The organism is Sphingomonas turrisvirgatae, from assembly GCF_001721295.1.
Lineage (GTDB): Bacteria > Pseudomonadota > Alphaproteobacteria > Sphingomonadales > Sphingomonadaceae > Sphingomonas > Sphingomonas turrisvirgatae.
In genome coordinates this window covers 87,298-99,649 of record NZ_MDDS01000006.1, presented here as the reverse complement: position 1 = coordinate 99,649, position 12,352 = coordinate 87,298, and the positions used below count along the sequence as shown (strand labels likewise).

Sequence of the window (12,352 nt, the reverse complement as noted above, 5' to 3'; positions counted from 1 at the left end):
TCACCCCAACCGGGAATCGCGGTGTTCAGCGGGTCTGTAGGGGGTCCGTATCGCGCCGCGCAATGGAGGATTCGCTCGCCTCTCCAGCGCTGCCCTTTGTCGGGCTGCCGAGGAAGGTGAGTAGATCCTTGGTCAGCCGGTCGCTTTCGGTCGCGAACAGGCCATGCGGTGCGCCATCATATTCGACCAATTGGGCGTTGCGGATACCTGCGGCGGCGGCACGGCCGGTCGCGTCAATCGGCACCGTCGCGTCGGCCGTTCCGTGGAGCACCAGCGTCGGCACGTCAAACGCGGCAAGGTCGGGACGAAAGTCGGTCGAGCCGAATGCCTTCGCAGCTTCGAGCGTCGAGCGAAGGCTCGCCTGCATGGCGATGTTCCACGCCCAGTGGATCACCTCGTCGCTGACCGGGTGCGAGATCAGGCCGACGCCGAAGAACTGCTTGAAGAAGGTGTTGCGGAAGAACGCCGCGCGGTCCTGCTTCACCGACTGGCCGATCTCATCGAGCTGCGCCTGCGGCACGCCATGCGGATTGTCGTCGGTCTTCAGCAGATAGGGCACGACTGAGCCGATCAGCGCGGCCGATACCACGCCCTTGCCGCCATGGCGCGACATGTAGCGTGCGACTTCGCCGCCGCCCATCGAGAAGCCGACCAGGCTGACGTCGCTGATCGCGCCGGCAGCGTTCATGACCGCGGCAAGATCGTCGCTGAACGTATCGTAATTATAGCCGGACCATGGCTGGGACGAGCGGCCGAAGCCGCGCCGGTCATAGGCGATCACGCGAAACCCGGCCTCTGCCAGTGCGATGGCCTGCGGATCCCAGCTGTCGGCGGACAGCGGCCAGCCATGGATCAGCACGACCGGGCGGCCGCCACCGTCCCAGTCCTTGACGTAGATGTCGGTGCCGTCGTCAGTTTTCACGTAGGGCATGACCTGTCTCCTTTGCACAAGGGATCGGAAGTGGTGGCATTCAGCGGAGCGAGACTTCAGCGACCTTGTCGGCATAGTCGCGCTTGGGATCGATCCCGATCAGCATCTTGATCCCGGCGAACATGCTGTTCTCGTTCAGCCAGATCTGCGCGCGATCGGCATCCATGCGCAGCAGTTGCAGCTTGGGATCGTCCTTGCCGCCTTCATACCATGCCGCGACGAAGGGGTTCCACAATCGGTCGATGACGGCAGGATCGTTGTCGGGGGTCAGCGTGCCGTGCAGCGTCGCCCAGACGTCGTGGCCCTTGGATGCGAAATGGGCGACCGCGCTGCTGTTCTGGGCCAGTGATTCGACCAGTCCGTTGTCCTTGGTCGTGAAGAACCAGAGCGGCCCGTGATCGCCCTCGGTCAGCGCAGTCATGGGCTGTGCGTGCCCCTCGTCCACGCCGGCCAGGCCGAGAAAGATCGTGCGGTCGCTTTTCAGCGCTTTCCAGAATTTCGCCTCGAGTTCGCTTGGGGTCGGCATGCGCTGCTCCACTAACCTGTGTTGCAGCCGAACGGGTAGCGTCAGGCGTAGTTCCCGCCGGCACCGGCGTAACGGCGCATGCGCGAAGCCGGCCGCGCGAGGCACAAAAAAGGGCGCCCCGCAGGACGCCCTTTCAATGACTTCGGCCTGACGGGCAGGCCGAGCGCCGGTCGATTACTCGACCGAGTTGCCGACCTCGTCAGCGCGCTCTTCGGTCGCGTCCGCAGCGTTCTCGAGCGCGTCCTCGACCACTTCGTTGGTCGCGTTGTCAGCGGCCGCTTCGAGGTTGTCCGCGCTCTCTTCCAGAGCCTCGGCAACGTTCTCGGCGGTGTTGTTCGTGGTCTCGGCGTTGTTGCAGGCGGCGAGCGACATCAGGCCGGTCGCGGCAGCGACGAGGAGGATCTTCTTCATTCGTTTGCTCCCAAGCAAAACTATATCGGTTCGCCGCGGCGCAATTGCCGTGCGAGTTAGTCGGAATAACGCCCGTTACGCCCCCGTCAATGGGTATTCATCGAGCAGCAAGGTGAAATGCGACGGAAATGTGGCAGCGTTTATTGCGCTGCACCCAGTGGTTCCGGCGCATTTGCAACGACGGCGAGCATCGCGGTCCACGCCGCGACATTCTGCCGCAACTGGACGGGATCGACCTTGTCCAGCGTGTCGTCGGGCGTGTGGTGAAGGTCGAAATAGCGGGTGCCGTCCTGCTGAAGGTCGATGCCCGGCACGCCTGAGGCGACCAGCGCGGAAACGTCGGCACCGCCACTCGCGGGATCCTTGCCGCGCGCGATGCCGAGCGGGGAGAGGGCGGTGGCGACACGGTCGGCGACCGGCTTGGCAGCGGCCGGGAACTTGAAATCGACCCGCCAGATGCGGTCCGCGCCGAAGTCGGATTCGGCCGCGGCGGCATGGCGTTCGACCTTGTGCTTCTCGAAATAAGCCGTGCCGCCGAACACGCCGACTTCCTCGGCGCCTGCCCACAGGATGCGGATTGTGCGACGCGGCTGTCCGGCGTCCATGATCCGCTTTGCCGCGGCGGTGACGATCCCGCAGCCCGCGGCATCGTCGAACGCGCCGGTGCCAAGGTCCCAGCTGTCGAGATGGCAGGCAACCAGCACGATGCCGGCCGCCGGATCGCTGCCCGGCACCTCCGCTATAACGTTGCCCGACTGAGTCGTGCCGATCTGCCGCGGGGTCAGCGTCAGTTTCACCTTCACCGGCTGACCGCGCTTTACGATGCGTTCAAGCTGCTCGGCATCGGGCAGCGAGAGTGCCGCGGCGGGGATCGGCGCCACACCGGCAGGGAAATTGGTGCCGCCGGCATGCGGGTTGCGGTGATAGTCGGTGCCGACCGAGCGGATCAGGATTGCCGCCGCCCCCTTGCGCGAGGCGGTAGCAGGTCCCGAACGACGCACGGCACCGAACGCGCCATATTGCGAGCCGTCCTGTGTGCGAGTCATCGAATGGCTGACGAAGGCGATCTTGCCCTTGAGGCTGCCGTCGGGCGCAGCCTGCAGTGCCGCCAGATCAGGGAAGTAGACGACCTCCGCCTCAAGCCCCCGCGAGCCGGTCGCGCCGCTGTTGCCGAGCGCGGTCAGCGTAAGCGGTTGGGCAAAGGGCGCGAGGACCTCAAGCCGTTCCTCGCCACGCACCCAGGTTTTCATCGGGAACGGCTCGTTTCGCACGTTGCTGAAGCCGAGCGCGGCGAGCTTCTTTACCGCCCAGGCACGGGCGCGAGCTTCGGCCTCGGTCCCGGCGAGACGCGGGCCGATCTCGGTCGTGATCCCTTCGGTGATGTCCCACGCGATCTCGTCCTTCAACGCGGCATCGCGCAGGGCGTCGGGGTCGATCTGCGCCAGGGCAGCGGTCGGGAGGGCGGTGGCGGCGATGGCCGCGAGCATGAAGTTGCGCATGTCACCACGCTATTGCGTGGCCGCGCGTTTGCCAACCGGCAGCGCCAGCGCTACATGCGCGGCCATACTTCCCGACCTCAATTTCGCTGATGGAGACCGCATCGTGGCCGCCCAATACGCCTTCGTGATGAAGGACATGACCAAGACCTTCCCCGGCGCGTCCAAGCCGGTGCTGAGCAACATCAACCTGCAGTTCTACCAAGGCGCCAAGATCGGCATCGTCGGCCCGAACGGCGCCGGCAAGTCGACGCTGATCAAGATCATGGCCGGGATCGACAAGGATTTCAGCGGCGAAGCCTGGCCGGGCGAGAACATCACCGTCGGCTATCTGGAGCAGGAGCCGCAGCTCGATCCCACCAAGTCGGTGCTTGAGAACGTCAAGGACGGCGCGCGCGAAACAGCCGATCTGGTCGACCGGTTCAATGCGATCTCGGCCGAGATGGGCGACCCCAAGGACGACACCGATTTCGATGCGCTGATGGAAGAGATGGGCGACCTTCAGGCCAAGATCGACGCAGTCGATGGCTGGAGCCTGGACAACCAGCTCGAGATCGCGATGGAAGCGCTGCGCTGCCCGCCGGGCGACTGGGCGGTGGAAAATCTGTCGGGCGGTGAAAAGCGCCGCGTGGCGCTGACCCGGCTGCTGATCCAGAAACCCTCGATCCTGCTGCTCGACGAACCGACCAACCATCTCGACGCGGAAAGCGTCAAGTGGCTGGAAAACCACCTCAAGGAATATGCCGGCGCGGTGCTGATGATCACCCATGACCGCTATTTCCTGGACAATGTGGTGGATTGGATTCTCGAGCTCGATCGCGGGAAGTATTTCCCGTACGAGGGCAATTATTCGACCTATCTGGAAAAGAAGGCCAAGCGGCTGGAGCAGGAGGACCGCGAGGAATCCGGCCGCCAGACCGCGATCCGCAACGAGCTGGAGTGGATTCGACAGGGGGCGAAGGCGCGTCAGACCAAGTCAAAGGCGCGCATCGCCAAGTTTGATCAGCTGGTCGAGGCTTCGAAGAACCGCGCGCCCGGCAAGGCGCAGATCGTCATCCAGGTGCCCGAGCGGCTAGGCGGCAAGGTGATCGAGGTCGAGAATGTCTCCAAGGCCTATGGCGACAAGCTGCTGTTCGAGAACCTGTCGTTCACGTTGCCGGCGGGCGGCATCGTCGGCGTGATCGGGCCGAACGGCGCGGGCAAGTCGACGCTGTTCAAGCTGATCACCGGGCAGGAGGCGCCGGACAGCGGCACGATCGAGATGGGGACCACCGTGCGCCTGGGCTATGTCGACCAGAGCCGCGACCACCTCGATCCGAGCAAGAACGTCTGGGAGGAAATCTCCGACGGCCTGGATTACATGAAGGTCAACGGCCACGATCAGTCGACCCGCGCCTATGTCGGCGCGTTCAACTTCAAGGGCCAGGACCAGCAGAAGAATGTCGGCAAGCTGTCGGGCGGTGAGCGCAACCGCGTCAACATCGCCAAGATGCTGAAGCGTGGCGGCAACGTGCTGCTGCTCGACGAACCGACCAACGACCTCGACGTCGAGACGCTGGGTGCACTGGAAGAGGCGATCGAGAACTTTGCGGGCTGCGCCGTGGTCATCAGCCACGACCGCTTCTTCCTCGACCGGCTCGCGACGCACATCCTGGCGTTCGAGGGCGACAGCCATGTCGAGTGGTTCGAGGGGAACTTCGAGGCGTATGAGGAAGACAAGCGCCGTCGTCTGGGCGATGCGGCCGACCGGCCGACCCGGCTGGCTTACAAAAAGCTGACGCGCTGATGCGAAAAAGGGCGGGAGATGATCCCGCCCTTTTTTATCTGGCTTAGTCTCCGGTCACCCGCAGCGGCCCGAGATCACCCAGACCCACCGTGCCGCTGGCCATCGCCAGCATACGGTCGAGCGACTTCTTCGCCTTGAGCCGGATCTCCTCCTCGATCTCGATCCTCGGCTCAAGGTCGCGCAGCGCGACGTAAAGCTTCTCCAGCGTGTTCATCGCCATGTACGGGCAGATGTTGCAGTTGCAGTTCCCGTCCGCACCGGGCGCGCCGATGAAGTTCTTGTGCGGCACCGCCTTTTCCATCTGATGGATGATGTGCGGCTCGGTCGCGACGATCATCGTGTCGCCGTCGAAATCCTTGGCGAAGGCGAGGATGCCGCTGGTCGAGCCGACATAATCGGCATGATCCAGCACGTGCGGCGGGCATTCGGGATGTGCCGCCACTGGCGCGGTCGGATGCTGTGCCTTGAGCTTCAGCAGTTCGGTCTCGCTGAATGCCTCGTGCACGATGCACACGCCCGGCCACAGCAGCATGTCGCGGCCCATCTTGCGGTTGATATAGCCGCCAAGATGCTTGTCCGGGCCGAAGATGATCTTCTGGTCCTTCGGGATCTGGCTCAGGATCTTTTCGGCCGACGAGCTGGTGACGATGATGTCGCTGAGCGCCTTCACCTCGACCGAGCAGTTGATGTAGGTCAGCGCGATGTGATCGGGATGCTGCGCGCGGAAGGCGGCGAACTGCTGTGGCGGGCAGCTGTCCTCAAGGCTGCATCCGGCATTCATGTCGGGCAGCACGACGACCTTGTCGGGCGAGAGGATCTTCGCCGTTTCGGCCATGAAGCGCACGCCGCAGAATGCGATGACTTCGGCATCGGTTTCCGCCGCCTTGCGCGAGAGCTCGAGGCTGTCGCCGACAAAGTCCGCAAGATCCTGAATTTCGGGCTTTTGATAGTAATGCGCCAGGATGACCGCGTTGCGCTCCTTGCGCAGACGGTCGATCTCGGCGCGGACGTCGACGCCGGTAAGGCTGGCAGGTGCGTTCATTTAAGGGACCCTCGCTCTTTGGTCCCATTTGGCCCCGGTGAGCGACGGGATCAACCGGGGAAGCTCGCCTTTTCCAAAGCGGGCTTGGCCGCGCCGGGCGTGCCGGCCACCACCGAATCATAGATCGAAACGCCAAGCGGGCTTTTCGCGATCAGGTCGAAGGCGAACCATTGCAGGCTCACGACCGCCAGCCCGACCACCCAAGCCGGATGAACCCGGCGATGCGCGACCAGGTCACGCACCATGCCGATAACGATGAACGAGCAGAGCGCCGCGACCAGGATGACGATGCCGTTGGGCGACATGGTCAGCTGGGGCGGGAGCAAACGCCCGAAGGCGGGACCCATGATCGACGCCATCGCGCAATAGATCAGCCGGCGGTGCCAGCCGGTGTTCGCGCGCACCGCGACCGCAGCGAAGATCATGGTCGCAAAGCACAAGACGCCAAGCGGGTTCATGACGAGGAAGTAAACCGGAGTGAAGATTGGCGGGGTGAGGCCGCGCTGCGAAGTATAGACCGTGGTCAGCGTCCCCATCACGACCATCCAGAGCGTGTAGCCGGTGGCGAACCAACCCAGCTTGCGATGCAGCGCCAGCGAACCGGTCGCCGCAAGCGCAGTCTGCGTCACGTAAATGGCCACCCAGCCGAAGAAAGTGATGGCGTGCACGTGAACGTAGAGCGGCGCGCCGAAGCTCGAAATGCCCATCAATGCGAAGACGGAAAAGGCCAGCACGTTGATCGCTGCCATGACGATCGCCATCGCCATGAAGAAGCCGGTGTCGGGCGCAAGTCCAGCCCGCCTCGATGCAAGTGTCGCCATGTGATCAGCCCCCGCTGTTCCAGCGACTCGCTTTACCACATTTCGGCGCGAAACGAACTAGTTCTTCTCGCGCGCCTCGATGTCCTTCACGACTTGGCCCGGGGAACGCGAGACGTCCCATTGCTCGCGATTCTGGCCGTCGCGTTCTGACGGGAAGGTGACGACGACGCGAACTTCGCCAAGTCCGGCGGCGGTCAGCGGCCGGCCCAGCAGGCGGGCGACCGCGCCGCGGGCGAGCTCGCGTGCCTGCGCCATACGCTCGGGGCTGTTCGCCTCCCGCTCCGCGACGGCCGCAGCGCGCGCCGACGTGCGTTGGCTCAGCGCCTCGCCCGCTTGCCGGGTCACGAACAGGCCGCTGGTCTCGACCAGCGTGCGGCGCCCTTCGTCGGTATTGGCGGGGGCGGGGCGGACATCGGGGGCATCGACGATCAGCGTCCGCCGCTGCGCATTCCATTGCAGGTCCGCGTCGGTCAGCCGGGAAAGATCGACGAAATAGTCGACCGAATAAGGCATTTTCACCGTCTGGCCGCTCTTGAGCATGCCGAGCCCGCGCGTGTCCTCAGCAGTCGCCTGGACGATGCCCGTCAGCTCGGCGACCTTGAGCGCGCTCGCGCCGTTGAGCCTGGCAGTGACGATCTGCGTCACCGGCGATCCGCCGTCGTCGGGCAGCGTCGCCAGCCGCGTTTCGGAAAAGCGGTCCCAGACGATCCATCCGATCAGGCCGGCGATCACCAGCGTGGCGGCGACGAGCAGGGCGAGCAGCGCGCGCGGCTTCATGCTGCCTTCCACGCCTCGCCCTCCTGCTGCACGATGCCACGATTTTGCAGGTCGAGCAGATGCGCCAGAACGGATCGGCCTGCCGCGCCGGTCAGTCGTGGATCAAGGCCGACATACATTCGCTCGACCATCGCGGGTATCGCGCCGACGCCTGTGCCCAGCAGCCGCAGGATCTGGCCCTCGCGCTGTTTGCGGTGGCCCATCATGCCACGCACCAGTCGTTGCGGCTTCTCCACCGGCTTGCCATGCGCGGGGTAGTAGATGCGATCCTCGCGGCCGAGCAGTTTGTCCAGGCTAGCCATATAGGCCCCCATATCGCCGTCAGGCGGCGCAACCACGCTGGTCGACCAGCCCATGATATGATCGCCAGTGAACATCGCGCCGCTTTCCTCCAGCGCGAAGCACAGGTGATTGGATGTATGCCCCGGCGTCGCAACCGCTCGCAGCGTCCAGCCGGTGCCGCCGATGCAGTCGCCATCGGCCAGCACGTCGTCGGGGGCATAGTCCCGATCGAACGCCGCATCGGCGCGCGGGCCGTCGTCATCGAGCACGAGCTGGGCGCATCCAACGATCGGCGCGCCAGTCAGCGCGGCAAGCGGCCGGCTGGCCGGGCTGTGGTCGCGATGGGTGTGCGTGCAGGCGATCGCGACGACCGGCCGTCCGGCGATGGCGGCAACCAGCGCTTCGAGATGTTCGGGCAAGTCGGGGCCGGGATCGATGATGGCCAGGTCGCTCGTGCCCACCAGATAGGTCTGGGTGCCCGTATAGGTGAACGGCGAGGGATTGGCGGCCAGCACGCGGGCGACCAGAGGTTCCAGCTGAATTGCCTGGCCGGTGGGTGCATCGGTCATGCCTGCGAGATGGCGGTGGCAGCTGCGCATGGCAAGGGCACAGCAAAACGGGCCGGCCGCCTAGGGGTAAGCGACCGGCCCGTCGGGGCGTCATCGACAGCGATGGGCATGCTGCCGACGGCGTCCTCTCCCTCCCTCAGGGATGGTGGATCAATCCTCGTTGCTGCTCTCGAGTTCGCGAATGGCTTCGTCGATGCCCTGCAGCGCATTGGTCTTTTGGTCGTGAGTCAGGTCCTGCTGCGATTCGATCGAGCGACGCGCCATTTTAAGGCTCAGCATTGCCTGGCGCTTGCCCATGTCGGCACTGGCGATCGCCATCACGCGATGCTTGTCTGCCATCCGCTCGGCGAACTTCGCACGGGTCTCGGCATCGGCGGCGCGCATTTCGATCCGGTCGGTGCAGATGATGATCTTGCGCTTGTCGCCGTCGCGCCGTTCGATCTTGACCTCATCGTCCTTGCCGCCGCCGCACATGGCGGAGAGCACGGTCGGGACGTTCGGCATGCCCGGGGCTGCCGGCGGTGCGGGCGGGATGATAACCTTGCCGTCCTTCATCACCAGGCGATGGGTGAAGACGCGCGGGGCGGGGCCGTCGCCTTCCTGCGTGACCGTAACTTTGCCATCCTTGTCCTTGGTGACGATGCGGATGACCTTCACGGTCTTCTTCTCGTCCTTGCCGACGGTAGGCGCCCTGGCCGCGTCCGGGGCATCCAGCACGGCCGGCGCGGCTGGCGCGGCCGGCACCGCGGGCGTATCCTGAAGATCGACGCCCATCGCCTCGCCCACATCGGCGCGCAGATTGGCAGCGGCCTGAGTGCCTGACGCGGTCAGCGCAAGGCCGGCCAGCGTCAGCGTCATCGCGCCCGCCACGCCCGCGGTGATCCGGGTGCGCGACTTTCGGTCGTGCTTCGAAAGCATTCTCAACCTCCCTTTGAGTTCATTGATGGTATGCAGGTGACATGCTGCCGAGACCGCGCCCCCATGCGCGGACTTGACGATCGCGCGGCCGTAAGCATGGCGCAGCGCGGGGGCGCGGCCTGAAAGCACCAGGGCATCGCAGGCCATCTCCTGGTCGGCACGGAAAGCGCGGAACGCCCGCCATGCGACCGGGTTGAACCAATGGAGCGCGAGCACGATCAGCGCGATCCAGTTGGCGATCAGGTCACCACGAAGGTGGTGGCCGAGTTCGTGAGCGAGCGCGAGGTTGCGCTCGAGCGGATCGTAGCGTTCCGAAAAGTCGCGCGGAAAGGCGACATATTTGCGCCAGATGCCAAAGGCGAGCGGCCCGGTCGCAGCGTCGGTTTCGATGACGTGCACACGACCTTCCGCCACCGTGCGCTCGATCCGGGCGCGACGCATCAGATTGGCGCAAAAGCGGCGATGCGCGATCAGGTGATAGGCGAGGAAGCCGATAGCGCCGACCGCCCACAGTCCGGCCATGATCGGCAGCCAGTCGATCGGGGCTGCGTCCATAGCGGCCGGTGCGCTGGCTGCGGCCTGCGGCACCGAAATCGGATCGACGATGTAATAGGTGATCACCTCGCTTGCGGTCGCGACGGGTGCTTCCGCGGTGGCGCGCCAGCTGGCGGGGAGGGGCGGTAGCGCCATGCGCAACACCGGCAGCAGCCACAGGGCATAGGCAATGTTGGGGCCGAAATGGCGGCTGACCGGCTTTCGCACCGCCAGGATCAGCAGCATCAGCACGGTGGTTGCGACGAAAGTCTCGACAATAAAGCCAGTAAGAGCGGGGGCGATCATGACTTGATCTCCTTCAGCAGGGCTTCGATTTCGGCGATGTCGTCGTCAGTCAGCGCGTCGCGCTCGGCAAGATGCGCGACCAGCGGGGTGAGCTTGCCGCCGAACAGGCGGTCGATCAACCGGCGCGATTCGCCTTCGACATAGTCGCCGCGTTCGACCATCGGACGATAGAGGTAGCGGCGCCCGTCTTCGTCGGCGGCGATGATGTTCTTGGCCAGCAAGCGGCCCAGCAGCGTCTTGACTGTATTGGCGCTCCAGCCGCGCGCCGGGGCCACGCGTTCGGCGACATCATTGGCGGTGAGCGGCGCATCGTCCCACAGCACCTCCATCACGGCATGTTCGGCGTCGCTGATGCGTTCGGTCATCTTGGTCCCTTTCGACTACGCCTGTAATCGTTACGACCACATCTGTAAACAACCGGCTGAACGGCTTGTGAACGGCAGACGAGCGTCCGCCGCAGCGTCCTGTCGGGAAGCTTTACAATCAGGACTGGTGTTAACGCGCGTCAACCATGCGGACCCGCAAGAAACCGCGAGTTGCACCGATTGGCACGGTGGTTGCGACAAGTCTGGCACATGCCGTCTCGGCGTGTGACGCTTCAGGGCGGGCGATCAATGGTCGCCCGCCCGCCCGTCATTCAGGCGGTATAGCGGACCGGTTGTCCATCGCGACGACGACGACGACGCAGCAGCTTCATGCCATCCTCTTCGAATCGCACGCGCGCTCGCTCGATCGCCTTGGGATAGATTTCGTCGAACAGCCGGTCGAACGTGCGGTTCCAGCCATAGCGCTCGACCACCATCGCTCGCGCGCGTGCGCCCATCAGCTCCGCGCCGTTGCGCCAGACGGCGGCGACATTCGCTGCCATCGCGGCCGTATCATCGACCGGGCCGAGCAGACCCAGCCCTTCTGGCACGCGGTCAGGCATGGCGCCGCTGGCGACGCCGACGACGGGCAGACCGCTCGACTGCGCTTCGAGCACCGAAATGCCGAAGGTCTCGTCGGCCATTGCCGAGACATAGATGTCCGAAGAGGCCAGCGCCCTGGCAAGCTCGCCGCGATCCTGCTCGAAGCCGGTAAAGGCGATCGGCAGGTTTGACGCTTCGCTCGCCAGCCGCTCGCGCAGCTTGCCGTCGCCGACCATCACCATGGCCGCGCCCAGGTCGGAAGGTAGTTTCCGGAACATGTCGACCAGCCGGTCGGCGCGCTTTTCATTGTCGATGCGGCCGGCATAGATCAGCAGCGGTCCATCGCCCGGCAGGCCGAGCGAGGCGCGGTAGCCGGGGTCCCGCTTCCCCGGAGCGAACATCGTCGTGTCGACACCAAGCGGCAGTATGTCGGTACGCGTGATCGTCTTGCGCGCCAGAATGGCTCGCGCGTCCTCACTCAGCGTATAGACCCGGTCGAACTCGCGATAGGTCACTTCGGCATAGCCATAGGCGAGCAGCCGCATGAAGCGCGCGAACGCCTCGCCGCCGATCGCCTGGCCGACACGGTAGACATGCGCATTGGGGAAGTCGGTGCGATAGCCCGCGACCAGCGCCGTCTCCGGAAAGTCCTTGCGGAAGTTGATCGCGGTCCAGGGCAGCACCCAGGGGCAGAGCGATTCAACGATGTCGGGCCGATACTCATCAAGCACGTCGCGAACAGCGTCGGTGCGCAGGATGAACCGGTAATTGGGGCTGCCACGCACGGGCTCTGCCCCGATCTCGGCGAAGATGTGCCGGCCGTTGACGGTGATGCGGTCCTGCGGGCCGGGCACGATCTGCAACAGCGTATGGGGCGTGTGGTTCAGCACATAGTCGCGCTTCTCGCGCAGATAAGTGCTGATGCCGCCACCGCCTGCGGGCGAATAGCTTTGCGTCAAGTCGCAGATCAGCAGGGACGAATCGTCCCTTGCCGCCGCGCCAGGCGCGGCGGTCACGGGTTGCAGGAACATGGCACCAACCTTCT

General features: G+C 65.0%; 12 protein-coding genes. 1 reads left to right on the top strand and 11 read right to left on the bottom strand.

The features are described 5' to 3' along the window. Positions 1-25: 25 nt before the first annotated feature. The 4 genes from BFL28_RS02700 to BFL28_RS02685 form a co-directional block, all read right to left on the bottom strand. A complete protein-coding gene (locus tag BFL28_RS02700) occupies positions 26-931 on the bottom strand; it encodes an alpha/beta fold hydrolase (RefSeq protein ID WP_079246887.1) in 906 nt (301 codons plus the stop codon). Between the two features lie 40 nt (positions 932-971). Further along, positions 972-1,457 (bottom strand): pyridoxamine 5'-phosphate oxidase family protein, encoded by a 486-nt coding sequence (locus BFL28_RS02695; RefSeq protein ID WP_069319109.1) that lies wholly within the window; start codon positions 1,455-1,457, stop codon positions 972-974. A gap of 174 nt (positions 1,458-1,631) precedes the next feature. Further along, positions 1,632-1,868 carry a hypothetical protein gene (locus BFL28_RS02690; protein ID WP_069319108.1) on the bottom strand — a complete coding sequence of 79 codons (237 nt, stop codon included), beginning with the start codon at positions 1,866-1,868 and terminating at the stop codon, positions 1,632-1,634. A 140-nt stretch (positions 1,869-2,008) separates the two neighbouring features. Continuing rightward, complete coding sequence (locus BFL28_RS02685; RefSeq protein ID WP_069319107.1) at positions 2,009-3,367, bottom strand: M28 family peptidase; 1,359 nt, start codon at positions 3,365-3,367, stop codon at positions 2,009-2,011. A 103-nt stretch (positions 3,368-3,470) separates the two neighbouring features. Here BFL28_RS02685 and ettA point away from each other — a divergent pair, with 103 nt between their 5' ends. Further along, positions 3,471-5,150, top strand: a complete 1,680-nt coding sequence (ettA, locus tag BFL28_RS02680) for an energy-dependent translational throttle protein EttA (RefSeq protein WP_069319146.1) — start codon at positions 3,471-3,473, stop codon at positions 5,148-5,150. 43 nt (positions 5,151-5,193) lie between these two features. On the opposite strand, the gene nadA is transcribed toward ettA, so the two are convergent. The 7 genes from nadA to BFL28_RS02645 form a co-directional block, all read right to left on the bottom strand. Beyond that, entirely contained in the window at positions 5,194-6,192 is a 999-nt protein-coding gene (gene nadA / locus BFL28_RS02675; protein WP_069319106.1) for a quinolinate synthase NadA, read from the bottom strand. Between the two features lie 50 nt (positions 6,193-6,242). Next, the gene (locus BFL28_RS02670; protein WP_079246886.1) at positions 6,243-7,013 is read right to left on the bottom strand and encodes a hypothetical protein; all 771 of its coding nucleotides are present in this window, start codon (positions 7,011-7,013) and stop codon (positions 6,243-6,245) included. Positions 7,014-7,070: 57 nt separating this feature from the next. Next, positions 7,071-7,802: a DUF4230 domain-containing protein gene (locus tag BFL28_RS02665; protein WP_241527191.1), complete on the bottom strand. Its 732-nt coding sequence runs from the start codon at positions 7,800-7,802 to the stop codon at positions 7,071-7,073. Then, the gene (locus tag BFL28_RS02660) at positions 7,787-8,641 is read right to left on the bottom strand and encodes an MBL fold metallo-hydrolase (protein WP_069319144.1); all 855 of its coding nucleotides are present in this window, start codon (positions 8,639-8,641) and stop codon (positions 7,787-7,789) included. The genes BFL28_RS02665 and BFL28_RS02660 overlap by 16 nt, the downstream gene beginning before the upstream one ends. 150 nt (positions 8,642-8,791) lie before the next feature. Continuing rightward, positions 8,792-10,399 carry a M56 family metallopeptidase gene (locus BFL28_RS02655; RefSeq protein ID WP_069319104.1) on the bottom strand — a complete coding sequence of 536 codons (1,608 nt, stop codon included), beginning with the start codon at positions 10,397-10,399 and terminating at the stop codon, positions 8,792-8,794. Then, the gene (locus BFL28_RS02650) at positions 10,396-10,764 is read right to left on the bottom strand and encodes a BlaI/MecI/CopY family transcriptional regulator (RefSeq protein ID WP_069319103.1); all 369 of its coding nucleotides are present in this window, start codon (positions 10,762-10,764) and stop codon (positions 10,396-10,398) included. Before BFL28_RS02650 ends, BFL28_RS02655 begins: the two co-directional genes overlap by 4 nt. Positions 10,765-11,036: 272 nt before the next feature. Next, complete coding sequence (locus BFL28_RS02645; RefSeq protein WP_069319102.1) at positions 11,037-12,338, bottom strand: glycosyltransferase; 1,302 nt, start codon at positions 12,336-12,338, stop codon at positions 11,037-11,039. Between the last annotated feature and the right edge of the window lie 14 nt (positions 12,339-12,352).

Excerpts from the sequence above, each read along its gene's own strand:
- BFL28_RS02700 (WP_079246887.1), bottom strand. The coding sequence starts at position 931 with ATGCCCTACGTGAAAACTGACGACGGCACCGACATCTACGTCAAGGAC.
- BFL28_RS02695 (WP_069319109.1), bottom strand. The coding sequence starts at position 1,457 with ATGCCGACCCCAAGCGAACTCGAGGCGAAATTCTGGAAAGCGCTGAAA.
- BFL28_RS02690 (WP_069319108.1), bottom strand. The coding sequence starts at position 1,868 with ATGAAGAAGATCCTCCTCGTCGCTGCCGCGACCGGCCTGATGTCGCTC.
- BFL28_RS02685 (WP_069319107.1), bottom strand. The coding sequence starts at position 3,367 with ATGCGCAACTTCATGCTCGCGGCCATCGCCGCCACCGCCCTCCCGACC.
- nadA (WP_069319106.1), bottom strand. The coding sequence starts at position 6,192 with ATGAACGCACCTGCCAGCCTTACCGGCGTCGACGTCCGCGCCGAGATC.
- BFL28_RS02670 (WP_079246886.1), bottom strand. The coding sequence starts at position 7,013 with ATGGCGACACTTGCATCGAGGCGGGCTGGACTTGCGCCCGACACCGGC.
- BFL28_RS02660 (WP_069319144.1), bottom strand. The coding sequence starts at position 8,641 with ATGACCGATGCACCCACCGGCCAGGCAATTCAGCTGGAACCTCTGGTC.
- BFL28_RS02655 (WP_069319104.1), bottom strand. The coding sequence starts at position 10,399 with ATGATCGCCCCCGCTCTTACTGGCTTTATTGTCGAGACTTTCGTCGCA.
- BFL28_RS02650 (WP_069319103.1), bottom strand. The coding sequence starts at position 10,764 with ATGACCGAACGCATCAGCGACGCCGAACATGCCGTGATGGAGGTGCTG.
- BFL28_RS02645 (WP_069319102.1), bottom strand. The coding sequence starts at position 12,338 with ATGTTCCTGCAACCCGTGACCGCCGCGCCTGGCGCGGCGGCAAGGGAC.